The following is a 24,622-nucleotide window of genomic DNA, read 5'->3' on the forward strand; positions in this document are numbered from 1 at the left end:
TGTTCAGGGGCGGTTGGCGAGGCTGACGACGACGCGCATCAGCAGTTGCGCGCCCCGCATCAGGTCATCCGGCTCGGTAAACTCGCGCACGTTGTGGCTCAGTCCGCCCACGCTGGGAACGAAGATCATGCCGGCCGGGCAGACGCGCGCCAGCATCTGGGCATCGTGGCCCGCGCCGCTGGGCATGCGCAGGCTTGACAGGCCGAGTGCGTCGCTGTGCTGCTGCACGAGGCCGATCACCCGGGGATCGAATGCTACCGGCTCGAAGCGCGCCAGCGAGCGATGGCGCAGCGAGACACCCTGCGCAGTGCATGTCAGCCGTGCGAAGTCGAGCACCTCGGCCTCCGCCCGTGCGAGTGCGGCACTGTCGGTGTTGCGCAGGTCGACGGTAAACGTGGCGCGGCTCGGAATCACGTTGACGAGGTTCGGCTCGAAGCGGATGGCGCCGACCGTGCCGAGCTGACGACCGCCGTATCGCAGCGCCAGATCGTGCACGAAGGTGGCGATGCGCGCAGCGCAGTAGCCGGCGTCGTGCCGCAGCGCCATGGGCGTGGTGCCGGCATGGTTGGAGACGCCTTCCAGCACGAACTCGGTCCAGCTAATGCCCTGCACGCCTTCCACCACGCCGATCTGCATGCCCGCGCGGTCCAGCGCCGGACCCTGTTCGATATGAAGTTCGATGAAGCTGTCGACCTCGGGCAGGCCGACCGGCGCCTGGCCGCGATAGCCGATGCGCTCCAGCTCCACGCCGACGGTGCTGCCGTCGATCCCGCCAGCGGCGAGCGCCTCGTCGACCGGCATGCCGCCCACATAGACCAGCGAGCCCATCATGTCCGGCTGGAACCGTGCGCCTTCCTCGTTGGTGAAAAAGGCGACTGCCACTGGCCGGCGCAGCCGCACGCCGGCATCGCGCAGCGTGGCGACCACCTCCAGTCCGGCCATGACACCATAGTTGCCGTCGTAGCGGCCGCCGGTGCGGACCGTGTCAATGTGCGAGCCCACCATGACCGGCGGCAGGTCTTCCCGGCCGGCATAGAGTCCGATGCCGTTGCCGATCGCATCGATGGTGACAGCCATGCCGAGCGCGCGCATCTGGGCGACGGTCCAGTCGCGGCCGGCCCGGTCGGCGTCGGTGAGCGCGAGCCGGCAGACGCCGCCGCCGTCGATGCCGCCGTGCGCGTTCAGCGCGTCGAGCCGGTGCAGCAGCCGCGCGCCGTCGATTTTCGGAAACTCGTCGTTGCCCGGCACCGGGCCCGGGCGGGTGTCGGCGCGGGTGCTGGCCATCATGCCGGTACTCCGTTGCGCACGGCGTCCGCGGTGCGTCCTACCAGTCTCGCGTAGAGTGCCGCATCGGTGTCCGCCTCGCTGCCGATGAACAGCAGGCGGCTGTCGGCGCCCAGGCCGAGCGCCGTACGCGCCTGCGGATCCTGCATCGCCGCGATCGCGGCGGCCAGGCCCGCGACGGCAGACTCGCCGGCGACGATGGCGGGATCGCCGCCGCCCGGCGTGGCGAGCAGGCGCATCGTTGCGACAGCGGCCGTGTCGTCGATGGTGCAGAACGCGTCGGCGCCTTCGGCCAGCACCTCCCACGCCAGGAGCGAAACCTCCCCGCAGGCAAGGCCCGCCATCAGCGTATCGAGTTCGCCGGTCACCGCCGTCACTCGGCCGGCGCGCGCGCTGCGGTACAGGCAATCGGCCGCCTGCGGCTCGACGACCACGAACACCGGGCGATGGGCCATGTCGCGTTCCCAGAAATAGGCGCAGACTGCGGCGGCGAAGCCGCCCACGCCGGCCTGGACAAAGACGTGCGTCGGCCACTCGGGCAGTGCGCCCACCGCCTCGTCGACCATGACCTGATAGCCCTGCATGACATCGCGCGGGACGTCCATGTAGCCCGGATACGACGTGTCGGAGATCACATGCCAGCCGTTCTCGCTGGCATCGCGGTCCGCTTGCCGGACTGCCTGGTCGTAGTTGCCGGTCGTGCGCACCACGGTGGCGCCGAACTGCTCGATCGCCGCCTCGCGTCCCTCGCTGACGGTAGCGTGAATGTAGATCACGCAGCGCGCGCCAAACTGGCGGGCGCCCCATGCGACCGAGCGCCCGTGATTGCCGTCCGTGGCACAGGTGACCGTATAGCCGGCGCACAGCCCGCGCAGTTCGGGCGCCCCAAGGTCGGCCGGGCTCAGGTCGCGGCCGACCCGCCGGCTGATCTCGCGAGCGAGCAGCCGGCCCACGGCATAGGCGCCGCCCAGCGCCTTGAAGCTGCCCAGCCCGAAGCGCGTGCCCTCATCCTTGTAGTGAATCGCGCCGACGCCCAGCGTTGCGGCCAGCGCCGGCAGCGCGTGCAGTGGCGTGGGCCGGTAGCCGTCCCAGGCGCTGATGGCACGTTGCGCGGCGGCCAGCGCGGTTGCCCCGAGAATGGCATCGCGTGCGCTTCCATAGGGTTCGCTGCGCGAGCGCGCGGGATTGACGAAGAGATCGAGCTTGAGTTGCGGTAGCGTAGACATGGAACTTCCGATGCTTGCGGGAATGGGTCGTGGAACAGGGTACGACGGTGCGGGCATGTGCGAGGCCTATGACTCCAGGTCGAGATCGTCGAGCCGCTCATGCGCCCGCTCGATCCGCGCCATCCGTGCCCGTGATGGGGTGCGTGCGCGTTCGGCCATCGTGGTCGCGAGATAGTTGACGAGGCTGACCGCGACGACATACGAGTCGAACACCTGGTCGCCGTGGTGCGAGCAGCGCAATACGGCGGTGGCGCGGGTCGACAGCGCGGATACCGGCGTGTCGCTGAGCAGGATCACCTTGGCGCCCGCTTCCGCGGCCAGCGCGACGATGGGCACCAGCCGACGGGCACGGCGCCGGAAGTCGACCGCGAGCAGTACGTCCTTTCGGTCGATTTCCGCGATCAGCTCGGCATCCTTGCCGGCCTGGTCGTTGAGCAAATAGACCTCGGGGCGTACCTGGGACAGCAAGGCATTGGCATAGAAGGCCAGCATGAAGCCGTTGCGGTAGCCGACGACCCAGACACGGCGTGCCTCGGCCAATTCATGCAGCGTGGTGTCGAGCGCGCGTTCGCTGACTTGTCCGAGCAGGCCGGTGAGCCGGCTGGCGTCGTGCTGCACATGCGCCTGCAGCCCGGCCAGTGCCGGCACAGCCGCTCCCGCGCGCGCGCCGCGCAAGGGCTCGGCGCGGTCCATCTTGGCCAGCGGCGACTGGCTTGCGCGCTGATCTCGCAGTTCCTGCCGGAAGGCACCGAAGTCGGCATAGCCGAGCCGCCGGAAAAATCGCGCCGCACTCGCCTTGGATACGCTGGCAAGCGCCGCGAGTTCGGTCGCCGAGTATCCGAGCAGTTCGGATTTGCGCGTGAGCAGCACGTCGGCCAGCTTCTTGTCTGCGCCGGAGAACTCGTTGTAGCGCTGGGTGATCTGCGCTTCAAGCGTGTCGTATGCGGTCATGTCTGAATGATGGATGGCAATGGCCAGGGTTTCATGGCGCTGCACCAGTTTGGCGCCGTCTCGCACAATTATGAAACCATGGTTTCTCATTGTTGCACTTGTGGAACCAAAATTTCATGATGGCTGCTCGCCTAAGCAAGCACGATGCCAGCCCATCCCGTAAGCGAGTTCAGGTCGCGTAATGGGTTGATTTGAAAGGAATTCCTGTTCTTAAGGCAGGCGTTCGTGGCATCCCGGGAGGGCGTGGCATGCATCTTGCAGTTTGCCCGGCTTCCCGACCTGACTGAAGATAAAGGTGTTTTATGAGACGCAGACAGTTCACCGCCGTTGCCACCATCCTCGCGACGGCCGCCATGTTCGCCATGGCGCCGGCCAGGGCTGACGATTCCCTTAATGCGGTGATGGCGAAGAAATCGATCGCGATCGGCATCCCGGTCGACTTTGCACCGTACGGATTCATGGGCCCGGACCTGAAGCCGCAGGGCCTCGATGTGGCGGTCGCGCAGATGATTGCCGACAAGATGGGCGTCAAGGCGGAGCTGGTGCCGGTTAGCACGCCCAACCGCATTCCGTACCTGCAGACCCGGAAGATCGACCTGATCGTGTCCGCGCTGGGCAAGAACGCCGAGCGCGCCAAGGTGATCGACTTCACGATCGCCTATGCACCGTTCTACCAGGCCGTGTTCGGTCCGAAGAGCCTGAGCATCAAGAGCTTTGCCGACCTCGGCGGCAAGACCATTGCCGTGACGCGCGGCACCATCCAGGACGACGTGCTGCAGCAGGTCGCGCCGCCTACGCTAAAGATCCAGCGGTTCGAGGATGACAACTCCACGGTGGCCGCGTTCGTGTCGCAGCAGACCCAACTGGTCGCCACCGGGGCCGCGGTGGCCGCCGCAGCGATCCAGAAGTACCCGAAGGTGGATGCCGAGTACAAGCTGCTGCTGAAGGACTCACCGAACTTCATCGGCGTGCGCAAGGGCGATACCGCGCTGCTGGGCAAGGTCAACCACATCCTGCGCCAGGCCAAGGCCGACGGCACGCTGGGCGCCTACGCGCAGCGCTGGCTCGGCCGCGGCACGGGCGAGCTGCCGGAGTAACCCCCGGTCAGGCACCAGTCCGCGGCGGCATGCGCTGCCGCGGGTCCTTCCATCGGTTTCGTCAGGCTGTTTCGCATGATTTCCTTCGATTTCTGGCCCGTCCTTTCCCAGTGGCCGTTCCTGCTGCAAGGCATCTGGTTGACTGTTCTGCTGACGGCGTTCTCGGCGGCCGCCGGTACCTTGCTTGGTATCGGTTGCGCCTGGGCACGCTTGCACGCGCCAGGGTGGATCCGCGCCATCGTCGGCGGCTACGTCGAGGTGATTCGCAACACGCCTTACATCATCCAGCTGTTCTTCGTTTTCTTCGGCCTGCCGTCGATCGGCGTGCGGCTGGCGCCGGAGGTGGCATGCGTGCTGTCGATGACACTGAACCTGGGCGCCTATGCCTGCGAGATCGTGCGCGCCGGCCTGGTGTCGACACCGCGTGGCCAGATCGAGGCGGCACAGAGCCTGGCGCTCGACCGCTGGCAGATCTTCACGCGCGTGGTGCTGCCACCTGCGCTCAAGCGCGTCTGGCCCGCGCTCGTCGGGCAGGTCATCATCGTGATGCTGGGCTCGTCGGTCTGCAGCCAGATCTCGGCGGAGGAGGTGTCCTATGCCGCGAACCTCATCGCGAGCCGCACCTTCCGGAACTTCGAGTCGTATATCGGCGTTACCGCGGCGTACCTTGCGCTGGCGGTGCTGGTGCGCCAGGCCCTGAACTGGATCGGGCCGCGGTTCGTATTCGGCCGCTGAGAGGAGGCGGCCATGATCGAGTTTTCCCTGTGGGACATCTTCCGTAACCTGCTGCTGGCGCTGCGCTGGACGATCGGCCTGTCGCTGATCGCTTTCGCCGGCGGCGGCATTGTCGGCCTTCTGCTGCTGGTCGCGCGCATCGCCGACGTGCCGGGAGTCCGGCGCGGCATTGCCCTGTACGTTCAGCTGTTCCAGGGCACGCCGCTGCTGATGCAGCTGTTCCTGACCTATTTCGGACTGGCGCTGATCGGTGTCGAGACCTCGGCGCTGTTTGCCGCGGCATTGTGCCTGACGCTCTATGCCAGCGCTTACCTGACGGAAATCTGGCGCGGGTGCGTCGACGCGATTCCGCGCGGGCAGTGGGAAGCATCGGCCAGCCTTGCACTGAACCTGAGCGAGCAATTGCGCTACGTGATCCTGCCGCAGGCGGCGCGGATTGCGGTGGCACCGACGGTGGGGTTCATGGTACAGGTCATCAAGGGAACGGCGCTGGCTTCCGTCATCGGATTCGTCGAGGTGACCAAGGCCGGGCAGATGATCTCGAACGCGACCTTCCAGCCTTTCCTGGTCTACAGCTGCGTCGCGCTGCTGTACTTCGCCCTGTGCTTTCCGCTGTCGGTCTGGAGCCGCAGGCTAGAACGCCGGCTGCAGCCGCACGGCTGAGCTGGCGCGCATCCCACCGACCCATCACCAGCCAACCAACCTTCCATCCATGTCCACGTTACACGCGACCACCGAGCATTTTGCCCTTGTCGACATCGAGGGGCTGCGCAAGCGGTACGGCGACAATGAAGTCCTCAAGGGCATCGACCTCAGGATCGGCCGGCGCGAAGTCGTCTGCATCATCGGCCGCAGCGGGTCCGGCAAGAGCACGCTGCTGCGCTGCCTGAACGGGCTCGAGCATTTTCAGCAAGGCAAGTTGTCCATCGATGGCCAGGCGCTGCGCCACGGCGACGCGAAGGCAATGCGCGAGCTGCGCCAGAGCGTCGGCATGATCTTCCAGAATTTCAACCTGTTTCCGCATCTGACTGCTTGCCAGAACGTGATGCTCGCGCCGACGCTCGTCAAGGGTGTGCCAAAGGCGGAAGCGCACCGGCGCGCGCAGGCCTTGCTGCAGCGCGTCGGCCTTGGCGACAAGTGCGACAGCTACCCCGACCAACTCAGCGGCGGGCAGCAGCAGCGTGTCGCGATTGCGCGCGCACTGGCAATGGACCCATCCGTGCTGCTGTGCGACGAGATCACATCGGCACTGGACCCGGAACTCGTGGGCGAGGTGCTGAGCGTGGTCGAGTCGCTCGCTGCCGGCGGCATGACGCTGATCATGGTCACCCACGAGATGAACTTTGCGCGCAAGGTCAGCGACCGCATCGTTTTCATGCATCAGGGCAAGGTGCATGAGACCGGCGCACCGGAGCAGATCTTCAGCCAGCCGCGTACCCCCGAGCTGCAGCAGTTCCTGTCCGCCATGCATGGCTGACAGGCCAGCGCCGGCGCTGGCCGACGCACGGGGTGTGTTCCGCGGCCCGGCAGGCTTCGGACCGGCTGGCGCTGGCGCCAGCGGTTCTCAGTCCAGCACCTGCCCACCATTATCCGGCGTAGCCGGGGTCATCGTACTTTTGGTGCGAAATCTGGCGGTTCCGTCCTTCAAACCGTTTGCAATCAGGGACTTGGAAGGTCGGCTGGTATGCAGGGAGGAGTAACCGGGAAAGCCTTGCCGCAGGCGGCATTCCGGCTTGCTAGCGCCAGATTTCGCACCAAAAGTACGATGACCCCAATCGGCACGCGCTGGGAACGCCTGCTGTCCGGCATATCCGGAGACACAACCACAAACGGAATCGGCATGGCATGACGGGCACCACCGCCGCACGGCTGAGGGCTTGTGTGTCAGTTCGTTCGCCACCGTGGCGGCCATGCGCTCGGCCCCGCCGAATACGTTCAGCGTGCCGGTCAGGAAGCAGATCGCCGGCGCCGCCGTCGCGTCGGCGTCCTGGTGCCGGCCCGGGCTACTGGTAGCGCGCGGCCGCATCGGTGGCCTCCACGTGTGGCGCCGCGCCGGCGCTGGCGAGCCTTGCATACAGGCGCAGCCACTCGCGGGCAATGACCTCGATGTTGAATGCCGCCGCGATATGCTGGTGCCGCGCCGCTTCGTCGACAGGCTCACCGCGCCCGTGCGCGACCGCGTCGCGAATGGCGCGCGCCAATGCCGCGGTATCGCCACGAGGGACCAGGGTGCCGATGGTGCCGAGCATGGCCGGGACGCCCGAGGCATCCGTGGCGACCACCGGGCATCCGCACGCCAACGCTTCGCCCACGACCAGCGGCATCCCTTCGATCAGGGACGACAGCACGAACAGATCCGCCGCATTCAGCAGCGCCGGCACGTCCGCCCGCTGGCCCAGCAGACGTACGCGCCCGCTCAGCCCGTGCTGTGCGATGCGCTGCGCCAGGGCATCGCGCAGCGGCCCGTCGCCAGCGATCATCAGCACCGTGTTTGCCCCGGGGCACGCCTGCGCGAAGGCATCGATGAGGTCGGTCTGCGCCTTGTCCGGAACCAGCCGGCCCACGTTGAGGACGAACCGGTCGCCCGGGCCCAGGCCGAGCTCGGCACGGGTGGCGGCGCGCTGTTCAGCACTGGGCCGGTAGCGGGTCGTATCGAAGCCGTTGGGCACGTAGATGATGCGCGCCTCGGGGGCCGCTCGCACTGCGATCATGCGCTGCCGGCCTTCGTCGCTGACCTGGGTGGTGAGATCGGCCCAGCGGTCGGTGAGGCGGTACGCCAGCATGCGCAAGGTGCCGCCCTCCCAATAGTTGTGCGCCGTGCAGATCGTGGCGGGGACCGGGCACACGCGTGTCAGCAGTCGCGCGACCAGGTTGGCGTGAACCATGTGGGCATGGATGACGTCGGGGCGCCACCGCAGCACGAACCGCCGGATTTGCATGAGGGTGGCCAGCAATGCCAGCGGGGTCTTGCGTATCGCCAGCATCAGGGTCTCGACGCCTTCTGGAAGCTTCACCTCGCAGCCCGGCATCAGGCTGATCACTGAGACCGCGTGTCCCAGCGACAGGTACTGGCGCGCGAGCGCGGCCACCTGCTGTTCCGCGCCCCCCATCTGCAGGCAGGTGATGAGCAGGGTGATCCGCATTGGCCCGGCTGGCTTTCCGGATTGGCTCTGGTCCATCCTGTCTCCTCGGCATGGTCGATGCGGTCCCAGGAACGCACCGCTGCCCGGGCGCGGCATCTGTTCGGCGTCGAACGCAGGCCCCGGGGCCCTGCACCATGATGGCCGGCGAGGCTCTGTGGTGTACAACACGTTCCGGCGCCCTCAGGTGGGTCACAGGGGCATGACGGGATAAAGCCTGAACATATACCTGGAAGGAAGTAATTGAAGTAATAAAAATCGTAGCTTTTATGCGCGTGCAGCTGCTCGAGCGCGTGCTTGGCGCAGCTAGCCAGACTGTCCTGCTTCGTCAGCGTCTGTACTACAGCACGAGCGGAATTGTCACTCGCAGACATTCAAATTCGCGCGACTCCGTGCAGCTGCGGCCAAGCGCCCCGCGGATTCACTATGCTTGCGCGCATCTCTCGCTCTAACAGGGCGATTCTCAACAATTGAGACAAATTGGCTATCAATAGAACAGTCGATGCAGAAGGTCCGCGCCTAGTTGCCGTACAGTGTCCATCGTGCTCAGGTTCATCGCGCCAGCTTCGATGTAGATCACACCGCACAGCAGGGCCAGCACACACAAGCCAAACTTGATATTGTTACCCACGGTACTCTCTCCCGCATTTACCGAAATCGGGCCGTCGCTGACATGGATACGGCACCACGTCAGCGACTTTGATCCGTCCGCGCCCCATTTCTTTATCGCTAGCGTGGCAGACGTTCGTTGCTCCGTTCTGTGCGACAGGCCACAGAGGTGGGATGAGGCGTGGGCGATGGAAAACCAAAATGGTGCGCCAAAGTCGGAAGTCATGCTTGGCGCACTCGGGACATCTGAGAGAAAATCATCTAGTTCGGCGTGCGCTTTCCGCAGCTCTGTCCTGGGTACCAACAGCTGGTGAGCACTCAGATTGTCCCGCACGCCACGTTTGGATGCGAGTGGCTTCCCCGAGTGCGATGTCTGCAGCTGCCATGGTGTCCTGCCAGCCGGCACCCGCAACTCACCAAACGCGCCCGAGCGCTGATCGCCGTGGCGGATCGCGGGGTGATCGTGCCATGGGAGCACCTGTGCCTGCCTCACGAGGTCGACGGCTCGTCCGGGACCTTCCGCGCTCCGCGTCAGACCTGCACCTTCGGCGCGTCGAACGACTACGAGGCCGTACAGACCTGGCTGGCTTTGCACGAGTCGCCGGCGACTCAACGGGCCTATCGCAAGGAAGCCGAGCGGCTGATCTTGTGGGCGATCGTCGAGCGCGAGCTTCCTCTGTCGTCGCTGACCACCGAGGACGCGCTTGCCTATCGCACGTTCATGTGTCGGCCGACGCCGCACAAGCGTTGGGTGGGGCCACCGCGACCACGCACCTCAAGCGAATGGCCCCCGTTCGCGCAGGTAAATCGGACCGAGGGTCATCGGATTGGTCACCAGGGGGCTGGCGACTGCGGCGGGTACGTTGGCGCGCAGCGCCACCGCAGCGGCTGCGCTCAGTGGAATCTGCGCCAGCGGGATCAGCAGGCCGAAAAAGAATTCGAGCGCCAGTCCTCGCCGGCTCATGTGCCACAGTCTTGGGTGATGCAGCGCTGGACCAAGCCAACGCAGCCATCGGTTACTCCCTCCGTATGGCCTCGGCGCTGGGTAGCCATTGGCGCAGTCTTCGCATGGGGTGTCTCCGCCTCCTGTCACGTGCGACCGCCAGAACCGGATTATGGAGCACCCTCCCAACGGATAAGTAGGGACACCGAGAACCAGATCGAAGGAAAAGCCCAACATCGCGCTTTTGCTCGCAGGATACGTGGCGGCCCGAAATCCACCACTCTGCGCCAAGACCGAAAAACAGCCACCAAGCTTAAGTGATCACGGATAGAAAAGACGATGCAGGAACTCGGTGCCATGCTGCACCAAGGACATCAAGACATCCGCGGCGCCCATACCCATCACTCGCGCTGTCGTGTAGATGACACCCGCGACCAGTGCCAAAACCGTCAAGCCGATCTTCAAGCTGCCATCCATAACGTCTCCTCCATTCCGCTGAACTCGGATCGGCAATCGACTGGGCGCCTCTACCGCGGCATGTAAATGTCTGATCCCCGCGTCGTTTCGCGCGCCTACTGCACCTCTACGAAGCAGGGCGGCATTTATGCCAACACGCCAGCGTTGTGCAAAAATCAATCTGCGGTCGTCGCACCAGATTCGCCGGCACGTTCTTCGGTCTCCGGCTTCAGGCGCCTTGCATAGATGAAGCCCCAGGTAAGCCCACTGACGGCGGCCAGGGCGGATGCCAAGAGCACACCTAGCTTAGCGGCGCCAAGGAGGTTGGCATCCGCAAACGCAAGTGTGGCAATGAAAATGGACATCGTGAAACCGATCCCCGCCAACAGTCCAATCAAGCAGACGCCGCCCCATGTCACGCCCGGCGGCAGCTTGCACCAGCCCAGGCGCACTGCACACCAACTGACCGACACAATGCCCAGAGGCTTGCCGACAATCAGTGCGACCGCTACACCGAGCAGCACACCTTGCGCGCTTCCCATCCCGAGATCAACGCCATTGAGGCTGACTCCCGCGTTTGCCAACGCAAAGAGCGGCATGATGAGATACGCAACCCAAGGGTGGAGCGCCATTTGCACGCGCGTCACAGGCGGCAGCACCTCGCGCTGCGCTTGACGAAGTTGCTTAAGTGGTGCTGCGAGATGCTCGGCCTGCGGCGCCGGACCGCGCGCGCGTGCACGAAGATCATTAAGCGCTTGGGTGAGGGCGTCCAGGGGCCTCTCCCGCGTACGAAGCACCGGGGTCATCATACCGAGCACAACCCCAGCGAGGGTGGGGTGCGCACCAGTTTTCAACATGCCCCACCACAGAATGGCTCCAGGGATGACGTAAGCGTAGGCGGTCCCCACACCGATCCATTGCAGCCCGAGAACCATCAGAATACCTGCGCCGGCAACCAGTAACCCCCAATAGTCCAGCCCGGCGGAAAAGGCAACCGCTATGATCATCACGGCGACGATGTCGTCGATAATTGCCAACGCAAGCAGGAACACACGAACATTGCCGGGTATCGCTTTGCCAAGCAGTGCCAGCACGCCGACGGCAAATGCAATATCGGTCGCGGTCGGTATCGCCCATCCCCGCCGCTCGGGCATCTCTGGGATCATCGCAAGATACAGCAATGCCGGGGCGATCACGCCGCCGAGCGCTGCCGCCATAGGTAAGGCTGCTAGTCGCAAGTTCGCCAGCGCGCCTTCATGAATCTCGCGCCGAATCTCCATCCCCACCACGAGAAAAAAGATGGTCATGAGCGCGTCGTTGACCCAGAAATGCAGCGACTGCGACACCAAATAGGGACCAATTCCCACCGACAGCGGGGCATGCCAGAGCGCGTGGTAACTGTCGGCTATTGGCGAATTCGCCCAGAGCAGCGCGATCCCGGCGGCGGCCAGCAGCACAATGCCGCTTACAGCTTCGATATGAATGAAGTGCTCAAGCGCCGAGAAGGCCTTTTCAGCCAAGGCCTGCGCGCGCGGCAACTCCTGTTGGGATGGGGGACGGTCCACGGTCATAGAGGATTCGCGTTGGCGGCCCGACCAACGCGTCAACCTGTCTCACTGCAATGTGCAGTGCTGACACCCTGTGGCGATTTTACATGAAAGACTGCCCGGGCTCGCACTAGACACGAACCTTATTGCGTCCGGTCTATTCTGGAATCGACACGATTTCACGGTCCGCCGGCGCAGGCTGACTTAGCCGCCGGTGCACAGATCGACAGCGGTTTCGGTATGCGGCAGCGGATAAGGTGTGGTCGCGCCGGCGGGCCGCTTCGCCAAGCAAGTATTGCCATCTAGTACACACATTGTGCGGGACCGGTATCCACCACACAGCAAACTTGCCCGTTTGCGACGCAAGCATTCTCCTGGCGTTTGGTCGGACAACCCGCCAGCATCAGCGCGAGGGCCGTTGCCGCTAAGCATGTCAAATAGTGCTGATTCATATTTTGGACCCAGTTCAGCAAAGCCACTCCATTCAGGTGCTTTGTCCATGCACCAAATAGCAACTGAATTTCATCGCATATCGACCGGCAGCGGAAAGACGATGGTCGAGCTTTTCTCCCCAGTGATCTGCGTGAGCGTCTGCAGATAGCGCAGCTGCATCGCTTCAGGGGCTTTGGCAAGCATCTGCGCAGCCTCGAGCAACCGTTGTCGCGCGAAATGACGTCTTGCGGCGGTACCTCCAGTGTCCTGAGTCTGAAATTCATTGCATTATTTGGCTCGCGTTGTACTCTGCATTGAAGGCACGCACGGGGCGAGGTAGCGATGAGGGGAAGACCAAAGGCGGAACTAATCTTGAGTGAGGCTGAACGCGAGCAGCTCAAGGCGCTGACGATGCGGCGCAAGACGGCACAGGCGTTGGCTTTGCGCGCGCGCATCGTGCTGGCCAGTGCTGAAGGCCTGGACAACAAGACCGTTGCCGCAAAGCAGCGTGTCGACGTGCATACGGTTTCCAAGTGGCGCTCGCGATTCGTCGCGGATCGCCTGGATGGGCTGCTGGATGCTCCGCGCCCAGGGGCGCCGAGGACCATCGCTGACACACAGGTCGATGCGATTATTGCCAAGACGCTCGAATCCGTGCCAGCCGGGGCTACTCACTGGAGCACGCGCAGCATGGCTCGCGCGGCAGATCTGTCGCAGTCGACCGTGACGCGTATCTGGCGCGCCTTTGGGCTGCAGCCGCATAGACAGGAGACCTTCAAGCTGTCCAGCGACCCATTGTTCGTGGAGAAGGTGCGAGATATCGTGGGGTTGTACCTCGACCCACCGCTCAAGGCCACGGTGTTGTGCGTTGACGAGAAGAGCCAGATTCAGGGTGCGTCCAGCGAAGGCTGGCGTGTTCAGCAGGAGACAGACCTGCCGGGGCAAGAGTCAGAACCCCGTAGCTCGGATAGCAGAGAGGAGCGAAAGCGATGATCTGAAGCCTATCGACAAGCCTTTGGCAAGGGAAGGTGCGAGTCAGCGGGCCGTAACGCAAGTGAACGCGGATGAGGCCTCGAAATGGGCAGCGTGCCCGGAAAGCGACAGGGTTTTGGCTGGCAGAGGTGGAGTACGCGATGGCTGTATGACACGCTGGGGTTGTTCAACGACTACCGCGTCAGGTACTACACGCCGAAAGCGTCTGCCGGCAGATAGGTCCCATAATCCTTGCCGCGAAGCACGCAGGGGAGCGGAGTGCGGGAAACCCGCATGCTCCGATCGAAGTGGCGGGGGCTGGAAACGTGACGATGGCAGCCGGACTGAGGGCTACGGCGAAAGCCGTGGATCCACCCCCCGGAGCCTAATGTCGGCGCGCCAGTCCTCGACCCAACCGCTGGACCGCACGCAGCCGATTTTGCCGATGGCGCCAGGCATCCCCGAGCGACGCACGCATGACTACATGCGCCATGGCACAACAACGTTGTTCGCCGCGCTGGACATCGCCACAGGAAAAGTTATCGGTGAATTGCATCGCAGACATCGCAGCAGTGAGTTCCTGCAGTTTCTACGCACGATCGAAGCCAACGTGCCACCCAAGCTCGATGTGCATCTCGTCATGGACAACTACGGCACGCACAAGACGGCGTCGATCAAGGCTTGGTTCGCTCGCCATCCACCCGGGGCCTTTGACCTTCCAGAAGCGCCCGAGCATGAAGACCACCCCCGTGAGCACCGGATAGACTGCCAGGCCAGGAAAAAACCTTTCTGGCCTGCAGCTTCTGGCTAGCCGACGCCAATGCGCTGGCGGGCCGCTGGAACGACGCCCGAAACTTGTTCGAGCGCCTCCTTTTGCTGCGCAATGATGTCGGTCTGCTCGCCGAAGAATATGATCCGCTCATGTGCCGCATGGCCGGAAACTTCCCGCAGGCGCTGTCCCATATCGCGCTGGTCAACACGGCCTTGCTCTTGGATCAGCATGCCAGATTGACGAGGTGAACGCCTGCGCTTTCAATGGGAGCGATTCGAGCAGAACTGGCTGGCGAATACGGCAGGACACGTCGAAACCTTATGTTATGGGACCAAGCACATCATGGATCCGCGCACCGCAAATCGATGGCGTTGCATCGGAGCTGGCGTTTTCGGACTAGCCTTGGGGATAGGGGGGGGCCATGCTTGGTATGGCCCTGTACTCACCGATACGACGGATACGCTCAGAGCGTATGGCCAAAAGCTGGACGTCAACGAGGCGCGATTCCGGTCGTGCCGGAGAGCCGCTCGCTCGAAAAGAAGGCGGGCCAGGACTTGAAAGCAACCCTGACCGAACGGGTAGGCCAGGTGGAAGCGGCGCTCGCCACGGCGCAAGACGATCTGGCCCTTGCCAGGAAGCAAGCCGAGTTGGCGCAAAAATGGGCGAACGATCAGTCGCGCCGGCCGTTGGTGGCGGATTCCGCCAGCGCATGCGACAAGCTCGACGATTTGCTAACCGACACGATCAAGCGTCGGAGAGAACAATGAGCCTCCCGAGGCAGACTGACTCCCGTATGCTCTGGATACAGGCGATCTGTTGTGCGCAGTAGATCACAATTCTTCTATCCGGATGTGCAGCAGAGCCCGAGACGGCGGTCCGCACGCCGCAGGCCCGAAGTCAGGTGCCGCAGATCGATCGTCCGGCATGAGCGCTGAACTCGATAGATCCCGAGGCCGACATTTACACCAAAGGCAAGGCTGCACTGGCAGAAATCGAGCAGCGGATTCGGTATGAGGAGAGGCTTGAGGCAGCGATAAGGTCTTATAGATAGCTGTGTCGTGGCAGGGGTAGCGAACTGCTCCTCATATCGCGCGTCCAACCGATATTGGCGCCTTACTCACGGCCACAGCGGCCTGCTATTCCCCAATCATGACAATCGTGGCCCTCCCGAGCGACGGCTCGCCGCACAGCGTCGCGGCGGCGCGGAGGTTGGTGACTCCCGGCCTGTTCGAAAGGCCTTTGCAAATCCATCTGATCCACGCCTTTCCAGAACTTACCGGTAGGCCACAGGCCTATTTCTCCAGACCACAGATGGAACAATGGGCGCGCGAGGCGGCAGAGGAAGCATTCATCCCCATGCGGCCCATCCTCAGGGCGGCGCAATGCACAGTCACCGAACACTGCCGCGTCGGCGAAGCAGCCCCTCAGATCCTCGAGGTTGTCCGCGCCTGCAACGCCGATCTAATCGTAATGGGCACGCACGGACGCGGGGCATTCCTCGCGGCGATCATGGGTTCAGTCGCGGCGCGTGTTCTGTCGACGGCACCCGTGCCCGTGCTGCTGGTGGCCAGCCACCTCTGTCAAGACCTGCACGCGTAGTCGAGGCGGCCGCCTCGCCCGCGCGATGGACGGCGTCGCCTGGAACCGGCGTGATCGAGCGTCGTCAAACTTGTAGGGCAATGGGTGAAGGGTACGACTCCCACGCCTTGATGCTATGTAGCCGTTACGCGAAATCGAAACGAAGATGCTGCGTTCTCTTCTGGCGTGTGCGTTACCCGTCATGGTCGCGGCTTGTGCCCAGGGACTTGACCGGCAAAGCATGGTCTCCCCTCCGGACCTTGCCCGCGTGATCGGGACATCCGGTAGCGCTGTCGTGAGTATCAGCGCAAGCGCGGACGGGCGTTCCTATCTGGGGGAAGCGCCACCCGCTCCGGTCGCCGGTGATATCCGTATTCGGTGGTCTCAATACGCATACTCGGGTGCATACTCGCCATCAGAAAGCAGTCACAAGATTGTGGGCGGCAACGGCTCCGGATTCATTTTCAGCCCGGCAGGGTTGATCCTAACCTGCGCGCACGTGATCGAGAGCGCCAGGTTCGTGCGCGTGAAGCTGCCCGACCGTCGTGAGTTCGATGCCACAGTGGTGGGAGCCGACCTGCGCAGCGACATTGCGGTCTTGCGCATTCAAGGCGAACACCTTCCTGTCGCGACGATAGGCGATTCGTCACGGGTCCGCGCCGGCAACTGGGTCGTGGCAATCGGCGCGCCATACGGCTTTCAGAACAGCGCCTCATTCGGCATTGTCAGCGCTGTCAGACGAACGATCACGGCCGGCTCCGCGCCGATACCACTGATCCAGAGCGATGTGGCGGTGAATCCGGGAAGTTCCGGCGGGCCGCTGCTTAACGCTAACGGCGAAGTCATTGGCGTCAGTACCCATATCTTTACGCTGACCGGTGGATTCCAGGGCCTGTCCTTCGCGATTCCGATCAACCCGGCCATGCGCATCGCGCAACAGCTCGTTGCCTCCAGCCATGTCAAGCGCGGCCACCTTGGCGTCGGCGTGCAGGATGTCGACCAGGACCTGGCCGAGGCCTTCGGCTTACCGGCTGTCGCGGGTGCGTTGATCGACCTGGTGGAACCGGACAGCCCCGCCACGCAAGCGGGTGTGAAGGTTGGCGATGTGATTGTACAGATCGGCGATGCCCGGGTCGCCGATGCGATGGCGCTAGCAATGGCGGTCAGCGACCTGCGACCGGGAAGCAACAGCCGGCTGCAGCTGGTGCGAAACGGGGTGCTACAAACCGTCGCTGTCGTCATCGGCGCGCCTCCACCGCTCGCTGTCCCGGCGAGCCGCGTCCAGTCGGATGCCGTGGGCGGAAATGGCCCGGAACTCAAGGTACGTCGTCTTGCTGCATCGGAGGCTTATGCAAGCGGAATAAACGGGGGGGTGCTGGTTGAGCAAGCCAGGGGCGCACCGCGTCGAGCGGGCATTCTACCGGGCGATGTGATTCTCGCCGTCAACGGCATCGCGGTCACTACTGCGGCCCAGTTGCATTCCGCCATGGCGGCCACGGATACGAAAGCTGCGCTGCTGGTACTCCGGGGAGATGTGCGGACCTATATTCCCGTCGATACCAGTCAACATAGTGATCTCCCGCAGCACGAGTTCCACCAATCTGGATTCTTCGAGTCCGCCATCTGAAAAAGTCAGTCCTCCTATGGACATTAGCGTTGTGAGCATTCTGCCGCGGCTGCGTAACCGTAGACCGACGCAGATCCGTGACACGGCTTGACACACCTCGCCATTTGCGTCTGAACTTGCTATGATCCCTCGTTGTATCCGCCTTCTTCATTGCAGCCCAGCTTCAATGGCTTGATCCCCCGCTTGGACACCGGCATGGATCTTGGCACGGAACACACTTCGGTTTGTGCCGGAAGTACTGGAGCGCGATGCGATGGCCTCGCAGATTCCAGTAAATCCGCTGTCACGCGCTGGGGTTCCGCTCAGTTGGCGATGCGGTCATGCGCCATGTCATTCCGCCGATGACACCTGCAGAGCCAAGAACAACGTATCTGGCCCCCGTCTGACCAGCAGGGCAACCGATTTTCCCTGATGACTTTTCAACAGCGATTCCATTGCGATACGCCTCGCACCGACACGTCGTTGAACCTCAGGATGAGATCTCCTGGTTGGATGCCCGCCCGCAAGGCTGCACCTTCGGCACGATGTACCAGCACGCCACCCTCGATACCCAGGCTGCGGCGTTGCATGGTCGGAATCTCGCTCAAGTAAAGTCCTGCCTTCGCCGCCAACGTTGCATCGCCACCAGCTGCCGGCGCTGGCGCAGCGAGCTCCACCGTCGTGATCTTGATCGGGACATTGCGGCCCTTGCGCCAAATCTCTGCCGTCACGGTCGTGCCCGGCTTGACTCCTGCCACGAGGCGCGCGAGGTCAGCTAAGCTCTGCACCGGCTGCCCATTGAGTGAGAGCGCGATGTCCCCCGGCTGCTGGCCAGCCTTGCCGGCTGGTCCGCCTCGCACTACGTTCGCCACCTGCGCACCGCGCGGCTCCTGCAGACCGAACGAGGCAGCCAACCCGCGCGTGAGTTCCTGCGCCTGAACGCCGCTACGGCTACGCGCGACCTTGCCGGAGGTGCGCAGCTGCTGCGCCACATCCATTGCGATGTCGATCGGGATCGCGAAAGACACGCCCCATGTAGCCCCCAGTGCCTCTGTAGATCTGGGATTGATACCCACGACTTCGCCGCGCATTGAATAGCGGGCCGCCCGAATTTCCGGGATTCACGGGACATCCGTCTGGATGAAGGGCACGTAGCTTTCGTTGGGCAGGATGCGCTCCTTGGCACTGACGACGCCAGCCGTCACACTGTTCTCAAAGCCGAAGGGCGCGCCGATTGCGGCCACCCATTCCCCAGGTTGGAGGTGACTGGCATCGCCGATCCTGACCACCGGCAGGCCGGCAGAGGTGGCGGCGGAAATTCGGACAGTCGGCTAAGTGGAAAAGCTGGGGCCTGAGCCGGCCATAATGGCGGGCATAAAGGACCCAGAAGATGACGAAACGAAGCAGACGGACCCACTCGGCGACCTTCAAGGCCAAGGTGGCGATGGCCGCGCTCAAGGGCGACAAGACGCTGGCGGAGCTGGCCCAGCAGTATGACGTGCACCCGAGCCAGATCACGGAGTGGAAGCAGCAGTTGGCGGAGCATGCCGTGGACGTGTTCGGCAGCAAAACCAAGACTGCGGCCGAGCCGCCGGTGGACGTGAAGGCGCTACATGCAAAGACCGGGCCAGTTGACGCTGGAGAATGATTTTTTTGAAAGCGCGCTCAGCAAGGCGGGATTGCTGAGCGGAAAGCGATGATTGACCGCGAGCACCCGCTGCCGGTGAGCCGCCAGGTCAAGCTGGTAGGCATTGCTCGATCGAGCGCCTACTACCAGCCGCGCCCGGTCAGCGACGCGGATTTGAAGCTGATGCACCGGATCGACGAACTGCATCTGGAGCATCCCTTCGCAGGCGCACGCATGCTGGCCCGCCTGTTGCGGCGAGAGGACATCCAGGTCGGCCGCCGGCACGTGGGCACGCTGATGAAGCGAATGGGCATCGAGGCGCTGTATCGCCGGCCGAACACGAGCCGCAAGCACGCGGCGCACAAGATCTGGCCGTACCTGCTGCGCAAACGGAAGATCGACCGGGCCAAGCAAGTGTGGGCGCTGGACACGACCTACATCCCGATGGCGCGCGGCTTTGTGTACCTGACGGCTGTGGTGGACTGGGCCAGCCGCCGGGTGCTGGCCTACCGGGTGGCGATCACGCTGGAGAGCTGTCATGCCGTCGAGGCAATCGAGGAAGCCTTCGCCAAGTACGGCGCGCCGGAGATCGTCAACACCGCCCAGTTCACCGCCACGGAGTTCACGGACGCCGTGCTCGACCGCGGCATCCAACTGTCGATGGACGGCAAGGGCAGTTGGCGCGACAACGTGTTCGTCGAACGCCTTTGGCGCAGCGTCAAATACGACGAGGTCTACCTGAAAGCCTACGACTCGGTCAGCCATGCGCGCCGCTCTATCGCTAACTACCTGACCTGGTACAACCAAGGACGGCCCCATTCCAGTCTGGCGCACCAGACCCCGGATGAGGCATACTTCGCCGCGCTGCCAGCGATCAAATCGGCAGCCTGTCTGCCCCAGCGCTTCCACTTAAAAATCCGGATTCCCTGTCCGAACAAACGGGGCCACCTCTGGCCGCCTCGACCTTGACCAGCGCCACATCGGTATAGGCATCTGCGCCCAGTACCTTGGCCTTGAACTCTCGCTTGTCGGTCAGCCTGACGGTAACCTCGTCGGCATCGGCGGCCACCACATGGGCGTTGGTCAGGATATAGCCGTCTTTGCTGATAATGAAGCCTGAGCCCAACCCGACCGACAGTGCCTCACCCGGGTCGGGCAGAGGCAGGAAGCGGCGGAAAAACTCGAAGAACGGATCGCCTTCCGGAATCGGAGGCATTGCTGCCTGTCCGCGAACGGAGCGCCGGATACTGATATTTACGACAGCCGGCCCCTGCTGCCTCACCAGGTTGACGAAGCGAAGCTGGGCAACTCGACGACCGATGCCTGCCCGCTGTGCGCGGATGCAAGTTGCGCCACGCATGCCAGTGGAAGCATCAGCGTCAGCAGCATCACGATGCCGCGAAGGGCACTTTGAATAGAATGACATCCAGGATCCATAACCGCTCCGGCAATTGGGAACGACGGGTAAAGCGATAACAGGCAAGAGCGGTGCCGGAGAAGGCGGCCCCATACTACGAGGCAGGATTGCTTTCCCGACCGCGCTTGGCGGCAATGCTGTCAAGTGCAGAACACTTTCGCGACAGCGAATGCAGGAGAAATCTGTCGCGTCGTTGCGCCCGCGGCTCACCGTACGCGATACCATGACGCCCGTCGACAAGTAGCTCCTGAACGACCTGCGTCCGGCGCATGGACCATGCTGTGCGAGGTAAGTCCGGCCAGGTTGCCGGTAGTGGAGAAGCGATCGGATCTGGGGACGGGGGCGGCACAAAAACACCTTGCACTGCACACTGGGGATTCCAATTGCTGCTTCCGAAGCGCAAAAAGCGCTGTACAAGTCGTAGACAAGCAGCTGCCCGGCAACACGGAGCAACTGCCGTCTGGCGATTGGCATGGATGATGCACCCTCAAACTAGCAGGGAAACCGAACTCATTGAAAGGGGTTTGCCATGAACAGCAGATTGATCTCTCTCAGAGCGGTTCTCGCGTCGGCGATATCCGCAACCTCCGCCGCTCCCCGCTGGCGTCCCGAATCGGTTCATCGCCCGTGATATAGGGCTGCCCGAGGTTGTGGCCATTTCGGCCGGCAGCAGGGATCTGCGCCCGCATACCATGGCCTCGCTTCTTCCCTATGTGGCAGAGACCACTTTATGCGTGACGATCTGCGCCTCGCGTCGGAAAGCACGCCCGACTTGGTGGTAGAACGGATTCGGGCAGAACTGCCGCGCGAGGAATGAAGAGAGCAGCGAGGCGGCCAGCAGGAAGATAGTTAGATCCTGCGAACGCGTCATTTCCATCACGATCACGCTGGCGGTGATTGGTGCCTGGGTGGCGGCGGCCAGGAAGGCCGCCATGGATATCAGCGCAAGCATGCGCGGTTCGGTCATGCCGCCGAAGAGGTGGCCGACCAGTTGCGCCACATTGGCGCCAATGCCGGAACCGATGGCCAGCGAAGGGGTAAAAATGCCGCCGGGAATACCCGCGAAATACGACACTACGGTCGCCACGAGCTTGGCGATGCCGAACCATAGGGTGGCATGCGACTCACCGTTTATCAAGCCGGCGGCCTGCTCATAGCCTGTGCCGAAGGTGGCGCCGCCGGAGGCCCAGCCAATCACTGCAGCCACCAGGCCGCACAGGAAGGCAGCCTGCACCGGACGTTGCGTCGGCCAGGCACGCAGCCGTTCGGGCAGTAACGCGGGCATGCCCCCTATGAGCAATTTGGCGAACAGGCCGCCGAGCATACCGTTGATCAGCGCGCACAACAGCACCGGTCCCCATGCGCTGTGCAGTGCCAGAATCGGTGTCTTGACGCTGAAGTACGGATTGTTGCCGAAGATAGCAAGCGACAGGAAGCCGGCGGTCAGCACGCCTGATAGCACCAGTCGGTCCCACCGCACGGCAGTGCCGCGGCCGAGTTCTTCGATGGCGAACACGACACCGGCCAACGGCGTATTGAACGCAGCGGCCAGACCGCCAGCCGCGCCGGCGGCGATCAGAGCGTTGGGATGGAAGCCGATGCGGAACTGTAGGCGCTCATGGCACCAGCGGCCCCAGGCCAGCATGGCTGCTGCGCCTATCTGCACCGAAGGGCCTTCCCGCCCGATCGATGCGCCTGCCAGCAGGCCACCGGTGGTTAGCAGCACTTTCCACATTGACTGGCGGAACGACACCAGCACAGCCTGAGCCGGCCCCGAAGGGGGCAGGTTCACGGCTGCGATCACCTGCGGAATACCACTGCCGCGCGCCTGCGGCGCTAGGCAGATGGTAAGCCAGCGCAGCCCCGCCAGCCCGAACGGCAGCAGCACGAAGGCCAACCAGGGCATGGCCACGGTCAGCTGATGGTTCCAGCGCAGGGCAACTTCGGCAATCCACGCGAATATTAGCGAAAAGAGCGCCACGCAACTGGCGCCGCACAGAAAGACCCCATAGCGCAGTGTGGTTCGGGAGATGCGCCACATATGGCGAGACTTGAGGCCGGTCACAAGGCGGGCGCGGCGGCGCAGTGCGCGCAGGGCATCGGTGTCGACACTGGAATCGCGATGCGGATCGCGACGGGAATCGTGGTGTGGATCAGGCTCGGAGTCGTTCATGGAGCAGCGGGCTTGGGCAAGAAAACACCGTGACCAGTTCCGGGGCAGGTTTCATCACGGCGTGACAGAACTATACGCCATTGTGGCCCAGTATCCCGCCGGGCTAAAGGAGCACCCCCTGAGTTTCCTGCTACCACTGCGGACGTCAGTTCCAAGCGATGCGGATCGAGGTGTACCAGATCAGGCTGCAGTACGAGATCGTGTAGTAGCCCCGTTTCATCGCAGGCTAGATAGCGTCAAGCAGGACGGCCGGTCGTGTTGCCTCACGAAGGAATGTTACCTGACGAATTGTTGTCGTTTCGCTTTCTTTCTTCTCTTCTTTCGTGGTTTGCCGGGCGCGGAGCGCCCGGCCCCCGGCGACTTTTAACTTTTCCGTAACTCACACTTCGGCTGACGCGTCAGCGGACTTTCGCAGGTCACCCAGAATTAGTTCTTTCACGCGCTCTGCTCGCCACGCCTTGACCCGGCGCTGCAGCGTTCGTAGTTGTGCCTTACTCGCGTACGCTTCTGGAAACATCGAGGCCAACCGATCCATCAATACGTTGGCCGGCACTGAGGGCTCTGCAATCAGCCATCCTTCGATTAGCGGCCACGCGTCGGCGAACGGATCCACCCGACTTCGCCACCAGTGCTTTGCCTTCGGATGCTTCCGGTGTGTTGGACGTGCCTCACCTTCCTTCCATGCCGAAGAAAGGCCGGCGAGGAAGACCGCAACGTCTGACTCACCGGCTGGCGCTGCTTCAGCACACACACCGTGAGCTGCGAACTCGCTCAATGTTTGCTGAGCCATTCGCATCTCCTGCAGCAGCCGCACAGGATCGAGGCCTTTGAACTGTGCCTTCAGCTTCTCCTTGATAGCGGGGGCGACGCTGTCGTGTGCCAGAAGCCGATCGCACGGCGTCGCCGGCGCTAAATAGACCTTGTGTACGCGCGCGCCGTCACGCGTCTTGGACTTCAGCTTGAACGAAGGCTGGAAGAAGTTAAGGCAATGCTGATTAAGTCCTCCGCTTCATGAGGAAGAGCGTTATGTGAGGGATCAAGAGCGCAAAGAGAAGAACATGAAGCAGATGACGTTGGCAGCGGGTGCAGATCAAGGGGCTGGATTCGAGCAATACCGTAAGCCGACGCGACGTGAGGCATTTCTGGCGACGATGGAGACGATCGTGCCGTGGGCGGCGTTGTGCGCGGTGATCGAGCCGTACTATCCGAAGGCCGGCAACGGCCGGCCGCCCATTGGCCTGGAGCGGATGCTGCGCATCCACTTTTTGCAGCACTGGTTCAACCTGGCGGATCTGGCCTGCGAAGAGGCGCTGTATGACAGCGCCAGCCTGCGCCGCTTCGTTGGGATTGACCTGGGTCGTGAACCTGTGCCGGATGCCACCACGCTGCTGAAGTTTCGCCGCCTGTTAGAAAAGCACCAGCTTGCGGAGCGGCTATTCGCTGAGGTAGGCCGGATCCTGCAAGCCAGCGGCGTGAAACTGAAAACCGGCACCATTGTGGATGCCACGATCATCGGTGCCCCCAGTTCGACGAAGAACGAAAAGAAGGCGCGCGACCCCGAGATGCATCAGACCCGGAAAGGACAACAGTGGTTCTTTGGGATGAAGCTGCACATCGGCGTGGACAGCCAGAGTGGGTTGGCCCATTCGGCAGTCGTGACGCCGGCCAATGTCCACGACAAGCATGCGCTACCCCAGTTACTGCATGGGCAGGAACAGCGCGTCTATGGTGATAGTGCCTACGCCAGTCAGCAGGAGCTGATCGCATCGAAAGCTCCCCACGCCAAGGACTTCACCAATCAGCGTACCCGCAAGAACGGCCAGATTGACGAGGTGCAACGCGGGAAGAACCGAAACAAATCGAAGATCCGTGCCCGGGTCGAACATGTCTTTGCCGTGGTCAAGCGCCTGTGGGGTTTCACCAAAGTCCGCTACCGCGGCCTGAAAAAGAATGCCGGCCGGGCCTTCACGGCCCTGGCGCTGGCCAATCTTTACCTGAGCCGAGGACATCTGATGGGAGCAGTCCGCCCATAAAGGGCGAGTGCGGGGCGAGCGCCT

Annotated in this window: 23 protein-coding genes and 5 pseudogenes; 13 read left to right on the forward strand and 15 right to left on the reverse strand. The window is 63.3% G+C overall.

The window, feature by feature from the left end; translation table 11 throughout:
• Positions 1 to 3: 3 nt before the first annotated feature.
• The 3 genes from KB879_RS35930 to KB879_RS35940 all read right to left on the reverse strand — a co-directional run bounded on the left by KB879_RS35930 (position 4) and on the right by KB879_RS35940 (position 3,461).
• Positions 4 to 1,284 carry a Zn-dependent hydrolase gene (locus KB879_RS35930; RefSeq protein ID WP_211984491.1) on the reverse strand — a complete coding sequence of 427 codons (1,281 nt, stop codon included), beginning with the start codon at positions 1,282 to 1,284 and terminating at the stop codon, positions 4 to 6.
• A complete protein-coding gene (locus tag KB879_RS35935; RefSeq protein ID WP_211982588.1) occupies positions 1,284 to 2,510 on the reverse strand; it encodes a diaminopropionate ammonia-lyase in 1,227 nt (408 codons plus the stop codon). Before KB879_RS35935 ends, KB879_RS35930 begins: the two co-directional genes overlap by 1 nt.
• Positions 2,511 to 2,576: 66 nt before the next feature.
• Positions 2,577 to 3,461, reverse strand: a complete 885-nt coding sequence (locus KB879_RS35940; protein ID WP_211982590.1) for a MurR/RpiR family transcriptional regulator — start codon at positions 3,459 to 3,461, stop codon at positions 2,577 to 2,579.
• Positions 3,462 to 3,763: 302 nt separating this feature from the next.
• On the opposite strand from KB879_RS35940, the gene KB879_RS35945 reads away from it, so the two are divergent.
• The 4 genes from KB879_RS35945 to KB879_RS35960 all read left to right on the forward strand — a co-directional run bounded on the left by KB879_RS35945 (position 3,764) and on the right by KB879_RS35960 (position 6,770).
• Positions 3,764 to 4,558, forward strand: a complete 795-nt coding sequence (locus KB879_RS35945) for a transporter substrate-binding domain-containing protein (RefSeq protein ID WP_211982592.1) — start codon at positions 3,764 to 3,766, stop codon at positions 4,556 to 4,558.
• A gap of 75 nt (positions 4,559 to 4,633) precedes the next feature.
• Positions 4,634 to 5,293 carry an amino acid ABC transporter permease gene (locus KB879_RS35950; protein WP_211982594.1) on the forward strand — a complete coding sequence of 220 codons (660 nt, stop codon included), beginning with the start codon at positions 4,634 to 4,636 and terminating at the stop codon, positions 5,291 to 5,293.
• Between the two features lie 12 nt (positions 5,294 to 5,305).
• The gene (locus KB879_RS35955) at positions 5,306 to 5,956 is read left to right on the forward strand and encodes an amino acid ABC transporter permease (protein ID WP_211982596.1); all 651 of its coding nucleotides are present in this window, start codon (positions 5,306 to 5,308) and stop codon (positions 5,954 to 5,956) included.
• Between the two features lie 49 nt (positions 5,957 to 6,005).
• Positions 6,006 to 6,770, forward strand: a complete 765-nt coding sequence (locus tag KB879_RS35960; protein WP_211982598.1) for an amino acid ABC transporter ATP-binding protein — start codon at positions 6,006 to 6,008, stop codon at positions 6,768 to 6,770.
• Between the two features lie 87 nt (positions 6,771 to 6,857).
• On the opposite strand, the gene KB879_RS39850 is transcribed toward KB879_RS35960, so the two are convergent.
• The 3 genes from KB879_RS39850 to KB879_RS35975 all read right to left on the reverse strand — a co-directional run bounded on the left by KB879_RS39850 (position 6,858) and on the right by KB879_RS35975 (position 9,268).
• Entirely contained in the window at positions 6,858 to 7,319 is a 462-nt protein-coding gene (locus KB879_RS39850; protein WP_249221376.1) for a hypothetical protein, read from the reverse strand.
• Positions 7,297 to 8,472 (reverse strand): glycosyltransferase, encoded by a 1,176-nt coding sequence (locus KB879_RS35970; protein ID WP_249221377.1) that lies wholly within the window; start codon positions 8,470 to 8,472, stop codon positions 7,297 to 7,299. Before KB879_RS35970 ends, KB879_RS39850 begins: the two co-directional genes overlap by 23 nt.
• A gap of 448 nt (positions 8,473 to 8,920) precedes the next feature.
• The gene (locus KB879_RS35975) at positions 8,921 to 9,268 is read right to left on the reverse strand and encodes a hypothetical protein (RefSeq protein WP_211982600.1); all 348 of its coding nucleotides are present in this window, start codon (positions 9,266 to 9,268) and stop codon (positions 8,921 to 8,923) included.
• Between the two features lie 177 nt (positions 9,269 to 9,445).
• On the opposite strand from KB879_RS35975, the pseudogene KB879_RS35980 reads away from it, so the two are divergent.
• Positions 9,446 to 9,841: pseudogene (locus KB879_RS35980) on the forward strand (integrase); the annotation flags it as partial.
• On the opposite strand, the gene KB879_RS40620 reads toward KB879_RS35980, so the two are convergent.
• The 4 genes and pseudogenes from KB879_RS40620 to KB879_RS36000 all read right to left on the reverse strand — a co-directional run.
• Positions 9,818 to 10,222, reverse strand: a complete 405-nt coding sequence (locus KB879_RS40620) for a DUF2062 domain-containing protein (RefSeq protein WP_371827476.1) — start codon at positions 10,220 to 10,222, stop codon at positions 9,818 to 9,820. The pseudogene KB879_RS35980 and the gene KB879_RS40620 sit on opposite strands and share 24 nt — an antisense overlap.
• Positions 10,223 to 10,306: 84 nt before the next feature.
• Positions 10,307 to 10,462 (reverse strand): hypothetical protein, encoded by a 156-nt coding sequence (locus tag KB879_RS35990; RefSeq protein WP_211982603.1) that lies wholly within the window; start codon positions 10,460 to 10,462, stop codon positions 10,307 to 10,309.
• A gap of 155 nt (positions 10,463 to 10,617) precedes the next feature.
• On the reverse strand, positions 10,618 to 12,012 hold the full coding sequence (gene nhaA / locus KB879_RS35995) for a Na+/H+ antiporter NhaA (protein WP_211982605.1): 1,395 nt from the start codon (positions 12,010 to 12,012) through the stop codon (positions 10,618 to 10,620).
• A 498-nt stretch (positions 12,013 to 12,510) separates the two neighbouring features.
• Positions 12,511 to 12,654: pseudogene (locus tag KB879_RS36000) on the reverse strand (slipin family protein); the annotation flags it as partial.
• Between the two features lie 108 nt (positions 12,655 to 12,762).
• Between KB879_RS36000 and KB879_RS36005 the strand changes: the two are divergent.
• The 6 genes and pseudogenes from KB879_RS36005 to KB879_RS36030 form a co-directional block, all read left to right on the forward strand.
• Positions 12,763 to 13,311: pseudogene (locus KB879_RS36005) on the forward strand (IS630 family transposase); the annotation flags it as partial.
• Between the two features lie 565 nt (positions 13,312 to 13,876).
• On the forward strand, positions 13,877 to 14,203 hold the full coding sequence (locus KB879_RS36010) for a transposase (protein WP_371827477.1): 327 nt from the start codon (positions 13,877 to 13,879) through the stop codon (positions 14,201 to 14,203).
• Positions 14,152 to 14,412 (forward strand): annotated as a pseudogene (locus KB879_RS39860) (glycoside hydrolase family 15 protein); the annotation flags it as partial. The gene KB879_RS36010 and the pseudogene KB879_RS39860, both read left to right, overlap by 52 nt.
• Positions 14,413 to 14,676: 264 nt before the next feature.
• Positions 14,677 to 14,931: a hypothetical protein gene (locus KB879_RS36020; RefSeq protein WP_211982610.1), complete on the forward strand. Its 255-nt coding sequence runs from the start codon at positions 14,677 to 14,679 to the stop codon at positions 14,929 to 14,931.
• A 382-nt stretch (positions 14,932 to 15,313) separates the two neighbouring features.
• A complete protein-coding gene (locus KB879_RS36025) occupies positions 15,314 to 15,763 on the forward strand; it encodes a universal stress protein (RefSeq protein WP_211982612.1) in 450 nt (149 codons plus the stop codon).
• A gap of 145 nt (positions 15,764 to 15,908) precedes the next feature.
• A complete protein-coding gene (locus tag KB879_RS36030; protein WP_211982614.1) occupies positions 15,909 to 17,369 on the forward strand; it encodes a trypsin-like peptidase domain-containing protein in 1,461 nt (486 codons plus the stop codon).
• A 419-nt stretch (positions 17,370 to 17,788) separates the two neighbouring features.
• Here the strand turns inward: KB879_RS36030 and KB879_RS36035 are convergent, their stop codons facing one another.
• Entirely contained in the window at positions 17,789 to 18,376 is a 588-nt protein-coding gene (locus KB879_RS36035; protein WP_211982616.1) for a PDZ domain-containing protein, read from the reverse strand.
• A 93-nt stretch (positions 18,377 to 18,469) separates the two neighbouring features.
• A complete protein-coding gene (locus tag KB879_RS36040; RefSeq protein ID WP_211982618.1) occupies positions 18,470 to 18,637 on the reverse strand; it encodes a hypothetical protein in 168 nt (55 codons plus the stop codon).
• Between the two features lie 101 nt (positions 18,638 to 18,738).
• Here KB879_RS36040 and KB879_RS36045 point away from each other — a divergent pair.
• Positions 18,739 to 19,860: pseudogene (locus tag KB879_RS36045) on the forward strand (IS3 family transposase); the annotation flags it as partial.
• On the opposite strand, the gene KB879_RS40625 reads toward KB879_RS36045, so the two are convergent.
• From KB879_RS40625 to KB879_RS36060, 3 genes are all read right to left on the reverse strand, one after another.
• Positions 19,850 to 20,866 (reverse strand): trypsin-like peptidase domain-containing protein, encoded by a 1,017-nt coding sequence (locus KB879_RS40625; RefSeq protein ID WP_371827432.1) that lies wholly within the window; start codon positions 20,864 to 20,866, stop codon positions 19,850 to 19,852. The pseudogene KB879_RS36045 and the gene KB879_RS40625 overlap by 11 nt on opposite strands.
• Positions 20,867 to 21,101: 235 nt before the next feature.
• Positions 21,102 to 22,565, reverse strand: coding sequence for a chloride channel protein (locus tag KB879_RS36055; RefSeq protein WP_211982621.1), 1,464 nt, complete (start codon positions 22,563 to 22,565; stop codon positions 21,102 to 21,104).
• A gap of 379 nt (positions 22,566 to 22,944) precedes the next feature.
• On the reverse strand, positions 22,945 to 23,355 hold the full coding sequence (locus tag KB879_RS36060; protein ID WP_249221380.1) for a hypothetical protein: 411 nt from the start codon (positions 23,353 to 23,355) through the stop codon (positions 22,945 to 22,947).
• Positions 23,356 to 23,623: 268 nt separating this feature from the next.
• Here KB879_RS36060 and KB879_RS36065 point away from each other — a divergent pair, with 268 nt between their 5' ends.
• Entirely contained in the window at positions 23,624 to 24,598 is a 975-nt protein-coding gene (locus KB879_RS36065; protein WP_116386451.1) for an IS5 family transposase, read from the forward strand.
• The last annotated feature ends 24 nt before the right edge of the window (positions 24,599 to 24,622 follow it).

This window comes from Cupriavidus sp. KK10 (genome assembly GCF_018223725.1).
GTDB lineage: Bacteria > Pseudomonadota > Gammaproteobacteria > Burkholderiales > Burkholderiaceae > Cupriavidus > Cupriavidus necator.